Genomic DNA, 20067 nt, shown 5'->3' on the forward strand with positions numbered 1-20067 from the left:
TATCTAAATATCCCCTAGACATGACTTTCGAAGGTATTACCGATTACAGAGGTGAAATATGGAAGACGATTCAATTTCCAGAAGAAGATAATATTTTAACAACTGAAAATATTTGTATATCTAATTACGGAAGGCTGGTTAGAATGGTTGACGGTAAACCCAGACTATTTAATGCTTATAACCTCAATGGCTATCCGCATATCAAAATAAAAACAAACGAGATAAAAATATATCGCGGCTACAAAAAAAGGAAAATGAAAGGGTATTACTTGCACAAATTAGTAGCACAAAATTTTTTAGAGCAAGGCGTTGACAAAATCTTTGTAATTCATAAAGACTACAACAAGCAAAATAACGAAGTTAAAAACCTTAAGTGGGCGACTAAGCGCGAAAAAGAATTACATCAATGGAGTAATCCAGATTTTTTAGAAGCAAAAAGAAATGCAAAACGCACATATGCAAAGCTTAGCGAAAACAACGTACGGCTTATCAAAAAAATGATAAATGACCCAAATCGTAAAACCAGGTTAAAGATTATTGCAAAACGTTTTGGTGTTTCAACCATGCAATTACATCGTATAAAGACTGGCGAGAATTGGGCGGATATCCCATCGCTATAATCTCAAAAAAAAAGTCTCAACAGGGTTACACCTTTGAAACTTTTTTGTTTTTCCAATTATTATTTGCGTCTATTTTACAAAAGGCACGGCAATTCTAACTTTGTCCCAGCCCATATGTAAATGTACGCCATCATCAGAAGGTTCAAAAGCCATAGAAAATGCTTCTAAAGATTCGTCTCCCATAGTCACCGGAACTTTAATGCTTGCCACAGTATTTTCTTTTTTGTATCCAGAAGCTCCCCAGTTATTTAGGTCAGAACTAACAATGACTTCCCATTCTGTCTCTCCAGGAATGGTAAATAAAGAGTATCTACCTGCCTTTAGTTTTGTGCCATTTAGATTCATATCTACATTTAATAGTAACTCTGTCGCCTCGTTAGCACCAGTACGCCATAATTTACCGTAAGGCGCTAAATCTTTACCAACGGTTCTGCCATTAAGTTGTGGTCTACTGTAATAGACTTTTGCTAACTGCTTGTCGCCACGTCCAATTGATGCAGCATCCATTGGGCTTTTGTCTAGTCCTCTAAATTTTTGAGCTTCAGCATTAAATGATGCTAGCATCATAAAAGCAAAAGCGAAAGTTGTAAGTAGTCTAAAATTTTTCATAAGTGGTTTATTAAGTTTTATGATTTAAAATTAGTTTGTATTTGTAGGCATCTGTCGTAAAAAAGTATTAAAATTTACAGATTGATAGCAAATAGTATAAAATCAATTTATTTATATTTCATATTAATATAATTAATAGTTTTTAAATATAATATTGAAATCAATTAATAGTTTTGTGTTTATAAAATGAAAGTTTAACTTCATATTTGCTTTATAATAATTTTTAAATAAAAACATTATGTGCGGAATTGTATGCGCCTTTGATATAAAGCAAAAAGCAGAAGATTTAAGACCTCAGGTTTTAGAAATGGTAAAATCTATAAGACATCGTGGTCCAGACTGGAGCGGTATATATAGTGATGAAAAAGTGATTATGGCGCACGAGCGTCTGGCAATCGTCGACCCAGCCTCAGGGAAGCAACCTTTATTTTCTTCCGACAAAAAACTAATTTTAGCAGCTAATGGCGAGATTTATAATCACAGAGCGTTAAGGACTAATTTTCCTGATTATAAGTTTCAAACTGAAAGTGATTGTGAGGTTATCTTAGCCTTATACCAAGAAAAAGGACATGATTTTGTCGATGACTTAAACGGTATTTTTGGTTTCGCAATTTACGATGTTGATAGAGATGACTATTTCATAGCTCGCGACCACATGGGCATTATTCCATTATACATGGGATGGGATAAGGAAGGGACATTTTATGTCGCTTCAGAATTAAAAGCGCTAGAAGGTGTTTGTTCTAAGATTGAGTTGTTTCCTCCAGGACATTACATGAGTAGTTCGGATGGAAAATTAGTAAAATGGTACAAGCGTGATTGGACAGAATACGATGCTGTAAAAGATAATGAAACAAGTATTGCAGAAGTAAAACAAGCGCTTGAAGATGCTGTTCACAGACAATTAATGAGTGACGTGCCATATGGCGTATTATTATCTGGCGGATTAGATTCTTCAGTAACGTCTGCCATCGCAAAAAAATATTCCGAAAGACGTATCGAAGCAGATGATAAAGAAAAAGCGTGGTGGCCACAACTACATAGTTTTTCAGTTGGTTTAGAAGGCTCTCCAGATTTAGCTGCAGCGCAAAAAGTGGCAGACCACATCGGTACAGTACATCACGAAATTAAGTTTACCATTCAAGAAGGTTTAGATGCCATAAAAGATGTCATTTATAATATCGAAACTTATGATATTACAACTATTCGTTCCTCAACCCCAATGTATTTAATGGCGCGTGTTATAAAATCAATGGGTATAAAAATGGTATTATCTGGTGAAGGTGCAGATGAAATATTCGGTGGTTATTTATACTTCCATAAGGCTCCGAACGCTCAAGAATTTCACGAAGAAACAGTACGTAAATTAGACAAATTACATATGTACGATTGCCTGAGAGCCAACAAAAGTTTAATGGCTTGGGGAATTGAAGGTCGTGTACCATTTTTAGACAAAGAGTTTATGGATGTTGCGATGCGCATTAACCCAAAAGATAAAATGATTAACGGTGAGCGCATGGAAAAATGGGTAATCCGTAAGGCTTTTGAAGATATGCTACCAGAAAGCGTTGCATGGAGACAAAAAGAACAATTTAGCGATGGTGTTGGTTACAGCTGGATAGATACACTAAAAGAAATTGTAGATAAAGAAGTAACAGACGAGCAATTGGCGAATGCAAAATATAGATTTCCAATCAATACGCCTTTAAACAAAGAAGAGTTCTACTACCGCTCTATTTTTGAAGAGCATTTTCCAAGTGATGCTGCGGCGTTAAGTGTACCTCAAGAAGCAAGTGTAGCATGTAGTACCGCAACAGCTTTAGAATGGGACGAAGCTTTTAAAAACATGAACGAGCCTTCTGGAAGAGCTATTTCTAATGTCCATGAAGATTCATATTAAAAAAGCAGTTTTTTTAATTCAAAAATCGACAGGATTTTCAATAAAATAAGATTAATAATAATTCAAAATCTCGCTTCTGCGGGATTTTGTCTTTTTTTAAATTTTTGACAATAAAAAAAATAACCGAAATTCATTTTAAGGTACTTTTTAGCTGTTCTAAGGCATTTTCTTGTAATTAACAAATGTTGATAATTTCTAGTGAAAAGCTGTAAATACCTTTTAATAAAGCGGCATTTTTCTTATCTTTGATAGTACTCAAAAGAGACGCTAAGGCGTCTTTTTTTGTGACAAAAAAAGTACAAACTAAGTCAAAATATAATGAGCGAAAAGAAAGAAGAATTTAACAAGCACAACTATTCTGCGGACAGTATTCAGGCCTTAGAAGGCATGGAGCATGTTCGTATGCGTCCTTCTATGTATATAGGTGACGTTGGAACAAGAGGTTTACACCATCTGGTTTACGAAGTAGTAGATAACTCTATAGATGAAGCATTAGCTGGACATTGTAATAATATCACAGTAACCATTAACGAGGACAACTCGATAACCACTGAAGATGATGGACGTGGAATTCCTGTCGATTTGCACAAAAAAGAAGGTGTTTCTGCCCTTGAAGTGGTAATGACCAAAATTGGAGCAGGTGGTAAGTTCGATAAAGACTCTTATAAAGTGTCAGGTGGACTTCATGGTGTCGGTGTGTCTTGTGTTAACGCACTTTCAGAAAATCTTAAGGCAACAGTTTATAGAGAAGGCAAAATCTATGAGCAAGAGTACGAACGTGGTAAGGCTATGTATCCTGTAAAACAAGTAGGTACAACAGATAAACGAGGTACTACGGTAAGGTTTAAGCCAGATGCTACCATATTTACACAAACCTTAGAATACAGCTATGATACGCTTGCAAGCCGTATGCGCGAGCTCGCTTATTTAAATAAAGGTATTACTATTCATTTAGTTGATAGACGGCATAAAAAAGAGGATGGCGAATTTGAAGGAGAAACGTTTCATTCTGAAAACGGTCTGCCAGAATTTGTAAAATATTTAGATGGAAACCGCGAACCGCTCATGAAAGATGTTATTGCTTTCGAAGGCGAAAAAAATGGTGTGCCAGTGGAAGTTGCTATGGTGTATAACACGTCTTATGCAGAAAACTTACACTCCTATGTAAACAATATCAATACGCACGAAGGAGGAACGCACCTTTCAGGATTCCGTCGTGGATTGACGCATACCTTAAAAAAATATGCTGATAGCTCGGGAATGTTAGATAAATTAAAGTTCGATATTTCTGGGGATGATTTCCGCGAAGGTTTAACAGCAATTGTGTCTGTGAAGGTAGCAGAGCCGCAGTTCGAAGGTCAGACAAAAACAAAATTAGGTAATCGTGAAGTATCTGCATCTGTTTCTCAAGCAGTATCAGAAATGCTTACAGATTATTTAGAAGAGCATCCAGACGATGCAAAGACAATTGTTCAGAAGGTGATACTTGCTGCACAAGCACGTCACGCAGCGCAAAAAGCTCGTGAAATGGTGCAGCGTAAAACGGTGATGAGCATCGGTGGTTTGCCTGGTAAGTTAAGCGATTGTTCCGAGCAAGACCCAGCAAAATGCGAGGTATTCCTTGTAGAGGGAGATTCTGCAGGCGGAACGGCAAAACAAGGTCGTGACAGAGCATTTCAAGCGATTCTACCATTAAGAGGTAAAATTCTTAATGTTGAAAAAGCCATGCAACATAAGGTTTTTGAAAACGAGGAAATCAAAAATATCTTTACGGCACTTGGTGTGACTATTGGTACAGAAGAAGACCCGCGCGCATTAAATCTTTCAAAATTAAGATATCATAAAATTGTAATTATGTGTGATGCCGATATCGATGGCAGTCACATTGCAACGCTAATTTTAACCTTCTTCTTTAGATATATGAAGGAGTTAATTGAGCAAGGTCACGTTTATATCGCAACACCACCACTATACTTGGTTAAAAAAGGCGCTAAAAAGCAATACGCTTGGACAGATAAGGAGCGTGATGGAATTATAGAAGATTTTGGCGAAAATTCTAAAATTCAACGTTATAAAGGTCTAGGAGAGATGAATGCAGAACAGCTTTGGGATACAACAATGAATCCTGAGTTTAGAACGATGCGTCAGGTACAAATCGATAATGGTACTGAGGCTGACAGAATCTTCTCAATGCTTATGGGTGATGAGGTACCACCTCGTCGTGAGTTTATAGAGAAGAATGCCATCTATGCAAATATTGATGCGTAATTTATGATGTATAAATAAACAAAAGAGCTGTCGGTGTAGACAGCTCTTTTTTTATAGGACTTTATTTTCCTTATTTACCGTCAACAAAAGCGTCAATTATCTCGTTAATTGTTTTGTCAGTCTTTTCAAAATCTTCGGCAAGGAGGTAGCCAAAAAGAGGTTTGCCATTTACACTTTTTTGAAGAACCAAGTCTTGTTTTTTATTAAATATTGTATCCCATTTTGCGCGTACCGTTGCCCAGGTATCTTTATTTTCTTTCCACCAATTATGAGCTGTTTTACAACGGCTATCATCAACTTTAGTGTAGGTGTTTAAGCCTTTTTCTTTGGCTAAAACAAAATCAGATTGACCATTTTCTCTAACCACCTTTAGGTTATCTTGATCGTGTATCCAACCTTTGTCAGTAATTTCATGTCTATTGGTTCTTACAGTAACATTATAATCACTTCGCTTAGTGCGCTCGCGTCTAGGAAGCGGTGCATCGGTTGTATTTTCCCAATAGCTTTTTCCATCGACATGTACCCAAGTTGCGGTACCCTCATATCTTGGACTATCATCTACCTGAAATACTTTTTGGGTCCATTGACCAACAACATTCTCCTCAGGTAAGGTGGTAAATGTCCACTTGTTATTATGGTCGTACATGTAAAGTTCTGTGTTTTCATATAACCAATCTTGGCGCCAATGCTTTACAATAGATTGTCTTTGTGGTGGACCTACAATAAGTAAATGTTGCATGACTAACTTGTTAGGAGAATCTTCTACGAGTTCTACCCATTCTAAACCTTTGTCATGCTTAACTGGCGAACCTATATATGTACTATCATTAGAGTAAGCAAAGGTTTCTGCAAAATCAAAAGTAACCTCATAACAACCACACATATTTTTGATGGCTTGTATGTCTTTTTCCTTTTTGCTTTGGGCGTGTAAACTGCAAACAAATGTTAAAATTGCAACGACAGAATGTTTTAAATGTTTCATTTTTAAGGGTTTGTTTTTTTGGTTAAAATTTTAAATTAATTTTATCTATTATTATTTAGACTGAATAAGAATAGTATTTATATTTGCAGCAAATTTAAATGGAATGAGTCTAAATAAAAATAATTTAACACTTTATTTTTCAATTTTTTTATTCTTTTTTAGTCTAGCTCAGCAGCAACAAGATGTAAAGCCCGATAGTCTTAAAACCGAAAATTTAGAAGAGGTCTTAATTACAGCAACACGTACTTTACGACAACTTTCAGCTGTGCCATTACCTGTTCAAATTATCCGCAAAAAGGAGATTAAAGCAATAAATTCATTGCGACTTTCAGATATTCTCGAAGAGCAAACAGGTTTAACTACAGTTCCAGATTTTGGTGGTGGAGAAGGTATACAAATGCAAGGTCTAGACAGTCAATATACATTGATTCTGATTAACGGTGTACCGCTAGTGGGGCGTACGGCAGGTACTTTAGATTTAAACAGAATAAGTGTTGGTAATATTAAACAAATTGAAGTTATCAAAGGCGCGTCTTCTAGCCTTTATGGTAACGAAGCCCTTGCAGGTGTTATTAATATTATAACCGAAAGACCAAAGGAAGGCTTTAGAGGCGACGTAAATTATAGAGCAGGTTCTTTCAACACCCACGATACCGGTATTAATCTCAATTATAAAAAAGAGAAACTCGGTATTAGCACATTTATAAACAGAAATAGTAGTGCAGGCTATGATTTAAACAAAAATACCATTACAAATACTGTAGATCCGTTTTTCAATTATACGCTGACTAGTACTATTAATTATCAGATTAATGATAAAACTGAAGTTGTAGTTTCTGGGCGATTTTATAATCAAAATCAAGATGAAGTTGTATTGTCTGAAACACTTTTAGGAGAAACCAGTATTAACGAATGGAATATTAATCTAAGGGCAGAACATCAGTTTAATGACAAATGGAAAAGTTATTTAGAATTATACGGAAGCGAATATCTTGCCGAAGAATTCTTCCGTAGCGATATATCAGATGATGTAGAGCAAAATAATTTTAGACAACGTTTTCTTAGACCAGAGCTGCGTGCAACATTTGAAGCTAATGATAATTCTGAATTTATTTTTGGTTTAGGATTAACCAATGAACGCTTATTTAGGACTTTTTTTTCGACCACACCAGTGTTTAATTCACCTTACGTTTATACACAATTCGATGGTAAACTCAATAAAAAGATTAACCTTATTCTTGGAGCACGTTTCGATGCTCATAGCGAGTATGCATCTCAATTTAGCCCCAAAGCGGCATTACAGTATAAATTAAATGATAAAATAATATTAAAAAGTTCCGTAGGCTATGGTTTTAAAGCACCAGATTTTAGACAGTTGTTTTTAGATTTTACCAACTCTACAGTAGGTTATACAGTTATAGGTTATAATGAAGTTGGTAGAAGTCTCCAAGATTTGCTCTCGCTAGACTTATTAAATTTTACAACAATGCCTAACGGACAAGAGTTTTCGTTTTTAGAAAAGCAACAAGAAATCAATGCTATAGCATCACGATTTAACGAGGGTCTATCAGCAGAAAGCTCCGTGAATTTTAACATAGGGGCAGATGTAAAATTTAATAAGAATTTAAAATTCTCTGTCAATGTTTTCAGAAACAATATAAGCAATCTTATCGAAGTCCTAAGTCTTCAGTCCAGTGGTTTGGGAGTGGTTACCGATAGACCTCAATTAGTCGGTCGCGAAAACGGACAGAATATTTTTAGTTACCAAAATAGAGCAGAAGTCTACACTCAAGGATTAGAACTTGATGCCCGCTATAACATAACAGATAACCTCACTTTATCTGGAGGTTATCAATTATTGTATGCCATAGATAAAGAAGCAGAAGACGATTTTGAAGCGGGTCGTGTCTTTGCTCGCGACCCAGATAGTCAAGTAAGTTTTAAGCTTAAATCTAATGATTATTTTGGTTTATTTAACCGCTCTAGACATACAGCTAATTTTAAGTTATTTTATAATGTCCCAAAATGGAGTATGGATGCTAACATCAGGGCTATCTATCGTAGTAAATTTGGATTAGGCGATACCAACGGTAATAATTACTTAGACCGTTACGATACATTTATCAACAGTCAAACCATAGTAGACCTTGCTATTAATAAAAGTTTTTACAAAGACTATAAACTTGGTCTAGGTGTGGATAACTTGTTTAACCTTATAGATCAGCGTACACCCAATATTCCTGGACGCATTCTTTATGCTAATTTGTCTTTTAATTTTTAACCCTATTAAATATATACAATTATGAAAATTCTAAAACTATCATCAATTTTAGCAGTAGCATTGCTTTTGTTTACCTCTTGTAGTGATGACGATGTTCCGCAATTGGAGCCAGTTGAAGCTCAAAGAGTCTCTAATTTACATGCGCCTCAGACAGGAGGGACAGGTCAAGGTCCGATTTCGGGTGAGTTCACAAAATTTGATTTTTCTACAGGTGAAACCACTACAAGCGAAACGGAGTGGGATATTGCTTTTAGAGGGACTACAATTATCGTTAATGGTGGTCAATCACAAGGTGCAACCGATGAACCAAATCGAACTGGTAATGCAGCGGCTTATATTGTAGAAAGCGATTTTGTAAGTGTTGTTAATATTAATGAAGAATCATTTGCCCAAGATACACAAGCTGCATTAGCAATAACACCATTATCAGATATGGGGTGGTATAATTATAGCGGACCGCCAAATCCAAATGTCCCAAACAGTAATTTAGTGACTCCTATTTCAGGTAGAGTATTAGTCTTTAGAACGCGTGAAGGACGTTATGCCAAAATGGAAATTTTAAGTTATTACCGAGACAATCCAACAGCTTCAGAATTAATGAATTTCACGGATATGATGAAGCTAACAGAGGCACGATACTATACTTTCAATTATGTTTTTCAGCCTAATCAAGGAGAAACAACATTTTAAGTCATGAGCAAAATTATTTCAATTTTATTTATTGCCATACGTTTATTTTTGGGTGGCTTTATGATTTATGGAGGTGTTCAAAAATTTCAAAAACCAATGCCAACGCCTGTAGAAGTTGTAGAAAAAGCGAAAAAGTTTTCCTCACCAGAACACGTAAATACTTTGCAAAAAGTATTATACATCAATGGTGCTAAACAAACAGGTTATTTTTGGCAAGTGTTAGGCATTTGCGAGTTGTTGTTTGGCTTTTTGCTTATTATTCAAGGAACAGGATTTATAGGTGCATTGTTTTTATTACCCATAACGCTGCATATATTTTTGTTTCACTTGTTTTTAGAACTAGAAGACACCGCAGAACTCATTCAAACAGGGGTATTGTTTGTTTTAAATATCGCTTTGGTACTTAAAGACTATAAGCGTTGGAGACATTTGTTATGGATAAAACCTATTTAGTAAGAATTAAATGCTAAATTCTTCTCAATACTATGATATAAATCATTGAATTTCCTTAGCAAAGCCTTAAATTTGTGATTCAAAATTTACTAATTAAAAAAACTATAAAATGAAAGTAACTGTAGTTGGCGCTGGTGCCGTTGGTGCAAGTTGTGCAGAGTATATTGCTATTAAAAATTTTGCCGCAGAAGTTGTAATCTTAGATATTAAAGAAGGTTACGCGGAAGGAAAAGCCATGGATTTAATGCAGTGTGCATCGCTTAATGGATTTGACACTAAAATTGTAGGAAGTACAAACGATTATACAAAAACAGCAAATAGTGATATCTGTGTAATTACATCAGGTATTCCGCGTAAGCCAGGAATGACTCGAGAGGAATTAATTGGCATTAATGCTGGTATAGTAAAGTCTGTTTCTGCGAGTTTAGTAGAACATTCGCCAAACACAATTATCATTGTTGTTAGTAATCCAATGGACACGATGACGTATTTGGTACATAAAACTACAGATTTACCAAAGCATAGAATTATAGGAATGGGTGGCGCATTAGATTCTGCACGTTTTAAATATAGATTAGCAGAAGCACTTGAAGCACCTATCAGTGACGTAGATGGTATGGTTATTGGAGGTCATAGCGATAAAGGTATGGTGCCGTTGACTTCACATGCCACACGTAACTCTATAAAAGTCTCTGAGTTTTTATCAGAAGAGCGTTTAGAGCAAGTTGCGGCGGATACTAAAGTTGGTGGTGCAACATTAACTAAATTATTAGGAACATCGGCTTGGTATGCACCAGGTGCGGCAGTTTCTGGTTTAGTACAAGCTATTGCTTGCGACCAGAAAAAGATTTTCCCATGTTCTACATTATTAGATGGCGAATATGGTTTAAGCGACCTTTGTATTGGTGTGCCAGTAGTTTTAGGCAGAAATGGTATTGAAAGAATTGTTGATGTACCTCTAAGCGCTGCCGAAAAAGAACACATGGCAGAAAGTGCCGAAGGTGTTAAAAAAACAAACGGGTTGTTAGAATTATAATCTGGGAGTAAATCAAATACTTTACAAGCCTTATTAGTGTTTGTTAATGCTAATAAGGCTTTTTTAAAACAAAAAAAAATATGAAAAGACTATTTACACTACTTGCCTTAGTAATAACTATGACATCTATGTCGCAAGAGAAATTTACGGAAGGGGTTATTAAAATGAAACAAACCATGTTTTCGCCAAACGAAGATTTAAATGGTATGTTTAAAACCTTAGGCGAAATGATTACAACGACTTACGTAGATGGGGCAAAATCAAGAACTGAGTCCTCAAATCCTATGTCTGGGGATGTTACCGTAATCATAGATGCAGATTCCAATGAATTATTGCAATTAATGGATATGCCTGGTATGGGTAAGAAATTTGTTTCTCAAAAGATGGAAGTTACAGACGAAATGCTCAAAAATATTACGGTAACAGAAGGTTCTGAAACCAAGAACATCTTAGGTTACGATTGTAAGCAAGTCATCATTAAAATGAACCAAGAAGGCGCCGAGATGACTATGGATATGTTTGTTACAGACAAAATAGAAGGCGTAAAAACTCAACAAACAGCCATGTTAGGAGATAAATTAAATGGATATCCATTGTATATGGTAATAAAAATGAATCAGATGGGTGCGGAAATTACGGTGACATCAGAGGTAACAAAGATGGAAGCAAAAGCCGTAGACGATAATAAATTTAGTCTTACACCGCCAGAAGGTTACACTAAAATGTAATAAAAAATTTATAAGACAATATTTAGTAAAGACTGCAATTTTGCAGTCTTTATTTTTTATATTTGGCGCGTGCGAATAAAATGGTACATATTTAGTTTTTTATTAAGCCTAACGGTTATGGGTATTGTACAGCAATACCAAAATCCAGTGGCTAATCAAGAGATTGTGCTTCGTTTTAACGAGCAACTTTCAGAAACTGAGGCGCAGCTATCTTTAGAAGAAGTTTCAAATTCGTTAGAAAAAATAGGAGTAAATACCATTTCTATAACTTCAGAAAAGGGTATTTATCGTATTTCGTATTATAGCGACTCTGCAACAAAAAACATTAAAAAGTTACTTTCTGAAATAACAGAAATAACGTTTGATTCAACCTCTGATAAAGACCAAAAGAAAAGATACGATTTTGATGTTTTAAACATCAAAAAAGGTTCAACATCTGCTTGGGATTTCGAAGCGCAACAAGTTTCAGTATTACATCTTAAGAGCGACCGCTCGTTTCAGCCAGATGCCTTTAAATTTCCAGTTTTAGTTGAAGCAGGAAAACTTCAAATTGACATTAAAGTTACCTATAATGCCTGCGAACATTCTGTGTTTGTAGCTGACAATACGTCTTATAATATTCCAGAGGTTCGCGCAGGACCTTTAGCATAAATACCTTCAAAATTTTGTCAAACTTAACACTTCCAAAAATTCGGGGATAAGTGTTGTTAGAATATCTCATAGCTTAATGAGATTCTAAAATATCCCGAAGCGTCGGGAAAGTATGACAAACCGAGAATACATAAATTTTCAAATTAATTTTAGTAAATAATTGTCGAAAACATCCCGAAGCGTCGGGACGACTTAAAACAAAAAACAATGCAAAACAAAGGATTAGTCAAGTTGTTTGCTTTACTATTTGGATTGGTAAGTATTTATCAATTATCATTTACGTTTAAAGCCAACGAGATTGAGAAAGAGGCAAAACAATTTGCACAATCAAAGTTCACAGATAACAATGACATAAACGCGGCAGAGCTGCGCTATTTAGATTCATTAAACAACAAAGACGTTTATAATTTCTTAGGCGTTAAGCAATTTACATATAGTGATGTAAAGGATAATGCCATGAATTTAGGTCTTGACCTTAAAGGTGGTATTAATGCCATTATTCAAATTTCTGTAAAAGACATATTAAAGGGCCTTGCAAATAATAGTAAAGACCCCATTTTTAATCAAGCTCTAGAAAAGGCAGAAGAGTTACAAAAGGATTCTCAAGATTCGTATTTAGAAAGCTTTTACGCTGCATTTGATGAGATAAAAGGCGAAACAAAATTAGCATCACCAGATATTTTTGCTAACCGTTTGTTAGAAGGTGAAGTAGATTTTAGTAATTCTGATGATGAAGTTAAAGCCGTACTTAACAGAAAAGTAGATGAGTCTATCGAATCTGCCTTCGAAGTATTACGTAATCGTATCGATGGCTTTGGTGTAACATCGCCTAATATCCAACGATTAGGTAACTCTGGTCGTATTTTAATTGAATTACCAGGAGCAAGAGATAAGCAACGTGTTGTAGATATCATTACAAAAACAGCGCAATTACAATTTTGGGAAACTTACCAAACTCAAGATTTAGCAGGGTATTTATTTCAGGTTAATCAACGTTTAGTTGAAGCGCAAAAAGCAAATGACAATACTTCTGAAACTACAGAAGAGAGCGATGAAGCAACAGAAGAAGTGGATACAACGTCTAGCGTTATAGACGACTTAACAGGTCAGATAGAAAGTGACTCAACGTCTGTTCAAGAAAATCTAAATCCACTAGGCATACAGAGTTTAGGTCAAGGCGGACCTGTGATAGGTGTTTTCTTAGCAAAAGACAAAGACGAAGTTCTTAAAAAGTTAAATGCAAATCGTGATTTATTACCAGCAGAGCAGCGCTACGCACGTTTTGCTTGGGGCAAACCAGCGGATAAAGACTCGGAGTATGTAGATTTATACGCATTAAAAAGCAATAGAGATGATGAGCCAGAACTTAGTGGAGCTGTAATCACAGATGCTAGACAAGATTATGACCAGCTTAATCGTCCTGCGGTAAGTATGCAAATGAATGCCAAAGGCGCTAAAGTTTGGGAGGCCATGACCAAAGTAGCCTACGAAACAAGAGGTAATATTGCTATTGTCTTAGATAACATCGTATACTCTGCTCCTGGAGTAAGTACTGGTCCTATTTCTGGAGGTAACTCACAAATTTCAGGGTCTTTTACCTTAGAGGAAGCGACGGATTTAGCAAACGTATTGCGTGCAGGTAAATTACCTGCATCGGCAGAGATTGTACAGGCAGACGAAGTTGGACCATCGCTAGGTCAAGAAGCGATTGACTCCGGTATTATATCTTTTGGATTGGCTTTATTATTTGTTTTATTATGGATGATTTTCTACTATGGTAAAGCAGGTGGTTTTGCAGATGTAGCCTTATTATTCAATATACTTTTAATTTTTGGTGTATTATCAGGATTAGGCGCTGTATTAACATTACCTGGTATTGCAGGTATCGTATTAACGATTGGTATCTCTGTAGATGCTAACGTACTTATCTTTGAGCGTATTAGAGAAGAATTAGCCAAAGGAAAAGACCAGAAACTATCAATCAAAGATGGTTTTGCTAATGCATTATCTTCTATCTTAGATGCTAACATTACAACAGGTTTAACGGCGTTAATCTTATTTGTATTTGGTACAGGACCAATTAAAGGTTTTGCAACTACGTTAATCATTGGTATTTTAACGTCGTTGTTTACAGCAATCTTTATCACAAGATTACTCATCGACTGGTATGTTGGCCGTGGCGGAAAATTAGATTTCTCTACAGCCTTAACTAAAGGTTTCTTACAAAATGTAAATGTTAATTTCTTAGGTAAGCGTAAGATTGCTTATGTAATTTCTGGTATTTTAATTACAGCTGGTGTTGCATCCTTGTTTACAAATAAGTTAGACCAGGGTATCGATTTTGTTGGTGGACGTACATATCAGGTGCGTTTTGCGCAAGCGGTTAGTACAGAAGAAGTAGCTAAAACCCTAAACGACCCAGCCGTGTTTGGAAGTGCAGAGGTTAAGACCATCGGTTCTGACAACCAATTAAAAATTTCTACTAAGTATTTAGTAGAAGATAATTCTGTTGAGGCAGATGAAAAGGTTCAGTCTAAACTATACGAAGCTTTAAGAACGTATCTTCCAGATGGTATAACCTATCAAGAATTTTTAGACGGTTCTGGAGACGAAAAGATTGGTAAGATGCTATCTAGTAAAGTAAGTCCAACTATCGCAGATGATATTAAAAAATCATCATTCTGGGCAATCCTAGGTTCTTTAGTCGTTGTATTTTTATATATCTTAATTCGTTTTAAGAGATGGCAATTCTCTCTAGGTGCTGTTGCGGCAGTATTCCATGATGTATTAATTGTACTAGGAATCTTCTCTTTAACATGGAAGTTTATGCCATTTAGTATGGAAATTGACCAAGCCTTTATTGCGGCAATATTAACGGTAATTGGTTACTCGCTGAATGATACCGTGGTTGTTTTCGATAGAATTAGAGAATATCTTAACGAACATACAACATGGGAGTTTGGTAGAACCATCAATGCATCATTAAATAGTACGTTAAGTAGAACATTAAATACATCGCTAACTACTTTAGTGGTGTTATTAGCTATGTTTTTCTTAGGTGCAGACTCACTTAAAGGGTTCTTATTTGCCTTAATTGTCGGTGTATTAGTTGGTACATATTCGTCGTTGTTTATTGCAACGCCAGTAATGTACGATACCGCTAAGAAAGGTGATGCTGCAGAGTCTTTAAAGAAGAAAGTTAAAGTAGAAGATGAAGAAGAGGCTTAATCTTTTGAGTTTTGATAACAAAAAAAGACTGCCAACTGGCAGTCTTTTTTTTTAAGATAGTATTTGTTCTTACTCTTTATGCCTATAGAAAGTAATATTATTAGATGAAAAATCACTAGGTCGGGACGAGCCATCAAAACCTATAGCCATTTCCATTTCGTCTGGCGTTATCATGTTAATTATTCCAAGAAGTCTTCCCAATTCAGAATTGTTTTCTTTGTTAATCATAATAAAATCAATTTTGTAGGGTTTTGTAGATTCATCTACGGTGTACGTCATAGCTGCATTTAAGCCCTGTTGCATGTACGACTTTCCGCCCATTACACGACCCTCAAACTCAAAAGTCGCATAGTTGTCACTGCTTAACGTAATAAATCCAATATCACCTTTGTCTTTACCTTTCCATTTACCAACGTAAGACTTGTCAGAGTCTATATTAAATGATGAAAAAAGAAATAATACAGAAAAGAGTAATGCTAATTTTTTAAATAGTTTCATTTTTATGCGTAATTAATTATAGCTCTAATATAAAATAATTACGCAGATAAAGTAAAACTCAATAAAAATAGCCGGGCTAATTTATTTTAAAATAGTGAAGTTTATTTTATCTCCAATCTCGATATTCCATACGTCCGAAAGGCCTGCATTAATTTCTAAAACATACTTAGCTGGCGCGTTAGACGGAAGCGAAGTCTCATCAAAAGGCTTCGCGTTTTTCTGAAAACTTACAATGCTACTATCGGCAGAAATGTAAATGATATCTAGTGGAATTCGAGTATTCTTCATGTAAAAACTACGTGACATTTCATTTGGGAAGATAAACAACATACCTTGAAGTTCGTCCAAGCTATTTCGATACATAAGACCTGTCTGAGTCTGATACGCATCATCTGCTATTTCAATATCTAGAGTTTTTATAACTGAGTTGTTACTTACTTTTTTTAGTTGAAGTATGCCTTCTTTTTTAAACGGGATATCCTTAGTAATTTTGGTTTTCTTTTCCGACGAATTGCAGCTTAAAACCAAGCTGAAAAAGACAAGAGGAATTACCAAAAACCGAATAGAATTCATCAACTAGGAGGTTTTTTCATTTGGCTTATAAACAAACATAAAATATAGCCCTATTAAGATAAATGGAATGCTAAGAATCTGTCCGTTATTTAAAACATTACCTATGGCATCCGATAAGTACTCGCCACTTTGCGGTTCCTTAAAAAATTCCACAACAAATCTTATAGACCATAGAAGCACTAGGAACAACCCAAAAAGAAACCCACGTTGTTCAGACTTTTTAGTTTTCCAATAGCTGTAAAAGAGAATAAAGAATACAATTAAATAAGAAAAACCTTCATAAAGTTGGGTAGGATGCCTTGGTGCGGTTTCGCCCAGCTGCTTAAAAACAACTCCAAAATCGCTACCAGTATATTTTCCGATAATTTCAGAATTAATAAAATTTCCAAATCGTACAAACATAGCACCTAGAGCAACAGCAATTACAACTCTGTCTAGTATCCATAAAACAGATTTTTTAAGTACTTTTTTGTTATATAAGTACATAGAAATTATCATGGCAATAGCTGCACCGTGGCTTGCCAAACCTTGGAATCCAGTAAACTCAAATCCGCCCTTAAATTTAAAAGGAAGAAAGATGCTAAAAAAATCATCAGTGATTAACTCTGGTTGATAAAAAATGACGTGACCTAAACGTGCGCCTAGCATAATTCCTAAAACGGAGTAAATAAACAAAGAGTCTAGTGACTCTTCAGATTGATTTTCGTTTTTATATATGCGTTTGGTAATGTAGAATCCTAGTATAAATGCAATAATCCACATCATACTGTAGAAGTGCAGTTTAAAAAAGCCTAAATCAATGAATTTTTTAGGGTCCCAGAAAATTTCTAGTGCGAACATATAATTTTTGTTTATGCCGTAAATATAAGATTTTACAGACTAAAGAAAATTGAATTTGTATTTAATTAATTGTCTTTTGGTGGCACAGAATCGTAACCTTTTCCGCCCCACGGCGATGGAGCGAAATCGAAAATGTACAGTGTACATTTTTAGCGAACAGGCGAGCTGGCGTCTGGGCTAGTTGTCTTCTTTTGGTGGAACAGGGTCGTAGCCCTTTCCTCCAAAAGGATGACAACTAAAAATACGCTTTACTGCTAACCAACCACCTTTAAAAACTCCATGTACTTCTAGTGCTTCTTTAGCGTAATGAGAACATGTTGGCTGATATCTGCACGTTGCGGGTGTTAATGGTGAGATAAAATTCTGGTAAATCTTTATCAGAAAAAGAAATGGTGCTATCAGAATTTTTTTTACCATAATTTAAAAAAGTACTTCACGTTGAAAGTCCCTAAGATTCGGGATAGAATAGCCTTCTATTTCAGAGAATAAGTCGTTCCTTCTCGACCGTCTTTTAGCGTAATACCGGCCTCGGCCAATTCGTCTCTAATTTTATCTGAAAGCGCGAAATCTTTATTAATACGTGCTTCTTTTCTCAACTCGATTAAAAGCTCTAAAGCTGCGTTTAGTTTTTCCGTATTAGAATCAGAAGCTTTGTTATCTACTAATCCCAAAACATCGAAAATAAAGATGTTCAAGGTGGACTTTAAAATCTCCAAATCTTCTGAAGTTATGGTTGCTTTATTATCATTAACTTGATTAATATACTTCACAGCTTCAAACAAATGTGCTATAAGAATTGGCGTATTAAAATCGTCATTCATAGCATCGTAGCATTTTTGTTTCCAATCAGAAACACTAAAAGAAGACGAACCGCTAGTGTTTAGGTTTTCTAAATTACCAAGAGCTTCCATGAGTCTGTTAAATCCTTTTTCTGCTGCTAAAAGTCCATCGTCTGTTAAATCAAGAACACTTCTGTAAGATGCTTGCATCATAAAAAAACGAATAACGCCAGGTGTAAACCCCTTAGACATGATATCATTTTCTCCAGAAAATAATTCAGCCGGATTCACGTAATTACCTGTGGATTTACTCATACGGGCACCATTAAGCTCTAACATATTGGCATGCATCCAATATTTTACAGGTGTTTTACCTTTGGCAGCTTGGTTTTGTGCAATTTCACATTCGTGATGCGGAAATTTAAGGTCCATTCCGCCGCCGTGAATATCAAAAAACTCACCTAAATATTTTGTACTCATAGCAGTACACTCTAGGTGCCAACCAGGAAAACCATCGCTCCAAGGGCTTGGCCATCGCATAATATGCGTGGGCTCGGCTTTTTTCCAAAGTGCAAAATCTTGAGGATTCTTCTTATCACTTTGTCCGTCTAAAGTCCTAGTATTATGTATAAGGTCTTCGAGCTTACGCTTACTTAAAATACCATACTCGTTAGATTCATTGTATTTATGGACATCAAAATACACAGAGCCATTGACCACGTAGGCAAAACCATTATCTAATATTGTCTGAATGAGTTCTATCTGCTCAATAATATGTCCTGTTGCCGTAGGTTCTATACTTGGTGGCAAACAGTTAAGTGTTTGTAGCACATTATGAAAGTCAACGGTGTAGCGTTGTACGACTTCCATAGGTTCTATTTCTTCTACACGTGCTTTTTTTGTGATTTTATCTTCACCTAAATCGGCGTCATTTTCTAAATGTCCTGCATCGGTAATATTACGAACATAGCGAACCTTATAGCCAAGGTGCTTTAGATATCTAAAAATCATATCAAAAGACATAAACGTCCTTACGTTACCCAAATGCACATTGCTGTAAACTGTAGGTCCACACACATACATGCCAACATAGCCTTTGGTTATGGGCTGAAAAACTTCTTTTTCCCCAGAAAGGGAATTGTAAATCTTTATCTGTTGATTTTCGTAAAGATGCATGTCCTTTAAGTTATGAAGTTAAAACGATAAAACTAAAATGAGATTTAGAATTCAGTGTCTAATTTAATATAATCTAAGAATTCGCGGCGGGTTTCTTTGGTTTTAAATTTTCCACCAAATTCTGAAGTTACCGTACTACTTGCTATGTCTCTAATACCTCTTGAATTTACACAAAGATGCTTTGCGTCGATAACACAAGCCACATCTTCTGTTCCTAAGACGTCTTGAAGTTCTTTTACGATTTGAATAGTTAATCGTTCTTGTACCTGAGGACGTTTAGCGTAGTAATCTACAATACGATTCATTTTAGATAAGCCAACAACACTTCCGTTTGAGATATAGGCCACATGTGCCTTACCAACTATGGGTAACAAATGATGTTCGCAGGTAGAATATACCGTAATGTTCTTCTCAACAAGCATTTCGCCGTATTTATACTTGTTTTCAAAAGTAGAAGCGCTTGGCTTATTGTCTGGGTGTAATCCGCCAAAAATTTCGTTCACAAACATTTTTGCAACACGGTTAGGCGTGCCTTTAAGGCTGTCGTCTGTAAGGTCTAGCCCAAGCGTCTCCATAATGTGTTGTACATCTGCTTTTATACTCTTAATTTTTTCAGAATTACTTAATACAAAAGCATCGTCTCTAAGAGGTGTTTCACTCGAAGAACTTACATGATCATCGCCAATGGCATCGATATCAAAATCGTTTTCTATTTTCATTTATATGGTGTGTAAAATGAGAGTGCAAAGATAACT

The 20067-nt window shown here is 35.6% G+C and carries 18 protein-coding genes; 10 read left to right on the forward strand and 8 right to left on the reverse strand.

Going from position 1 to position 20067, the window contains the following annotated elements; genetic code table 11:
* Positions 1-20 precede the first annotated feature (20 nt).
* A complete protein-coding gene (locus DFQ05_RS00720) occupies positions 21-620 on the forward strand; it encodes an HNH endonuclease family protein (RefSeq protein ID WP_132702562.1) in 600 nt (199 codons plus the stop codon).
* A 69-nt stretch (positions 621-689) separates the two neighbouring features.
* On the opposite strand, the gene DFQ05_RS00725 is transcribed toward DFQ05_RS00720, so the two are convergent.
* Positions 690-1229 (reverse strand): DUF2911 domain-containing protein, encoded by a 540-nt coding sequence (locus tag DFQ05_RS00725; protein WP_132702564.1) that lies wholly within the window; start codon positions 1227-1229, stop codon positions 690-692.
* A gap of 238 nt (positions 1230-1467) precedes the next feature.
* On the opposite strand from DFQ05_RS00725, the gene asnB reads away from it, so the two are divergent.
* Together asnB and gyrB are read left to right on the forward strand one after the other, a co-directional pair.
* Positions 1468-3129, forward strand: a complete 1662-nt coding sequence (asnB, locus tag DFQ05_RS00730; RefSeq protein WP_132702566.1) for an asparagine synthase B — start codon at positions 1468-1470, stop codon at positions 3127-3129.
* A gap of 318 nt (positions 3130-3447) precedes the next feature.
* On the forward strand, positions 3448-5397 hold the full coding sequence (gyrB, locus tag DFQ05_RS00735) for a DNA topoisomerase (ATP-hydrolyzing) subunit B (RefSeq protein ID WP_132702568.1): 1950 nt from the start codon (positions 3448-3450) through the stop codon (positions 5395-5397).
* A gap of 70 nt (positions 5398-5467) precedes the next feature.
* Here gyrB and DFQ05_RS00740 read toward each other — a convergent pair whose 3' ends face one another.
* Positions 5468-6379, reverse strand: coding sequence for a DUF6607 family protein (locus DFQ05_RS00740; RefSeq protein WP_132702570.1), 912 nt, complete (start codon positions 6377-6379; stop codon positions 5468-5470).
* A gap of 103 nt (positions 6380-6482) precedes the next feature.
* Between DFQ05_RS00740 and DFQ05_RS00745 the strand changes: the two genes are divergently transcribed.
* The 7 genes from DFQ05_RS00745 to secDF all read left to right on the forward strand — a co-directional run bounded on the left by DFQ05_RS00745 (position 6483) and on the right by secDF (position 15446).
* Positions 6483-8660, forward strand: coding sequence for a TonB-dependent receptor plug domain-containing protein (locus DFQ05_RS00745; protein ID WP_132702572.1), 2178 nt, complete (start codon positions 6483-6485; stop codon positions 8658-8660).
* 21 nt (positions 8661-8681) lie between these two features.
* Entirely contained in the window at positions 8682-9350 is a 669-nt protein-coding gene (locus DFQ05_RS00750; protein WP_132702574.1) for an HmuY family protein, read from the forward strand.
* Positions 9351-9353: 3 nt separating this feature from the next.
* Entirely contained in the window at positions 9354-9803 is a 450-nt protein-coding gene (locus DFQ05_RS00755) for a DoxX family membrane protein (protein ID WP_132702576.1), read from the forward strand.
* A 109-nt stretch (positions 9804-9912) separates the two neighbouring features.
* On the forward strand, positions 9913-10839 hold the full coding sequence (locus DFQ05_RS00760) for a malate dehydrogenase (protein WP_132702578.1): 927 nt from the start codon (positions 9913-9915) through the stop codon (positions 10837-10839).
* A gap of 80 nt (positions 10840-10919) precedes the next feature.
* The gene (locus DFQ05_RS00765) at positions 10920-11567 is read left to right on the forward strand and encodes a DUF4412 domain-containing protein (protein ID WP_132702580.1); all 648 of its coding nucleotides are present in this window, start codon (positions 10920-10922) and stop codon (positions 11565-11567) included.
* A gap of 117 nt (positions 11568-11684) precedes the next feature.
* Entirely contained in the window at positions 11685-12218 is a 534-nt protein-coding gene (locus DFQ05_RS00770; RefSeq protein WP_132702582.1) for a hypothetical protein, read from the forward strand.
* Between the two features lie 207 nt (positions 12219-12425).
* Positions 12426-15446, forward strand: a complete 3021-nt coding sequence (secDF, locus tag DFQ05_RS00775) for a protein translocase subunit SecDF (RefSeq protein ID WP_132702584.1) — start codon at positions 12426-12428, stop codon at positions 15444-15446.
* A gap of 69 nt (positions 15447-15515) precedes the next feature.
* On the opposite strand, the gene DFQ05_RS00780 is transcribed toward secDF, so the two are convergent.
* From DFQ05_RS00780 to folE, 6 genes are all read right to left on the reverse strand, one after another.
* The gene (locus tag DFQ05_RS00780) at positions 15516-15944 is read right to left on the reverse strand and encodes a hypothetical protein (protein WP_132702586.1); all 429 of its coding nucleotides are present in this window, start codon (positions 15942-15944) and stop codon (positions 15516-15518) included.
* Between the two features lie 81 nt (positions 15945-16025).
* Entirely contained in the window at positions 16026-16517 is a 492-nt protein-coding gene (locus tag DFQ05_RS00785) for a DUF192 domain-containing protein (protein ID WP_132702588.1), read from the reverse strand.
* A 3-nt stretch (positions 16518-16520) separates the two neighbouring features.
* Positions 16521-17357 carry a prolipoprotein diacylglyceryl transferase gene (lgt, locus tag DFQ05_RS00790; protein ID WP_132702590.1) on the reverse strand — a complete coding sequence of 279 codons (837 nt, stop codon included), beginning with the start codon at positions 17355-17357 and terminating at the stop codon, positions 16521-16523.
* Between the two features lie 177 nt (positions 17358-17534).
* Entirely contained in the window at positions 17535-17774 is a 240-nt protein-coding gene (yidD, locus tag DFQ05_RS00795; RefSeq protein ID WP_132702592.1) for a membrane protein insertion efficiency factor YidD, read from the reverse strand.
* A gap of 56 nt (positions 17775-17830) precedes the next feature.
* Entirely contained in the window at positions 17831-19312 is a 1482-nt protein-coding gene (cysS, locus tag DFQ05_RS00800; protein WP_132702594.1) for a cysteine--tRNA ligase, read from the reverse strand.
* 44 nt (positions 19313-19356) lie between these two features.
* Positions 19357-20031 (reverse strand): GTP cyclohydrolase I FolE, encoded by a 675-nt coding sequence (gene folE, locus DFQ05_RS00805; RefSeq protein ID WP_132702596.1) that lies wholly within the window; start codon positions 20029-20031, stop codon positions 19357-19359.
* Between the last annotated feature and the right edge of the window lie 36 nt (positions 20032-20067).

It is taken from the genome of Winogradskyella wandonensis, from assembly GCF_004346845.1.
Classification (GTDB): domain Bacteria; phylum Bacteroidota; class Bacteroidia; order Flavobacteriales; family Flavobacteriaceae; genus Winogradskyella; species Winogradskyella wandonensis.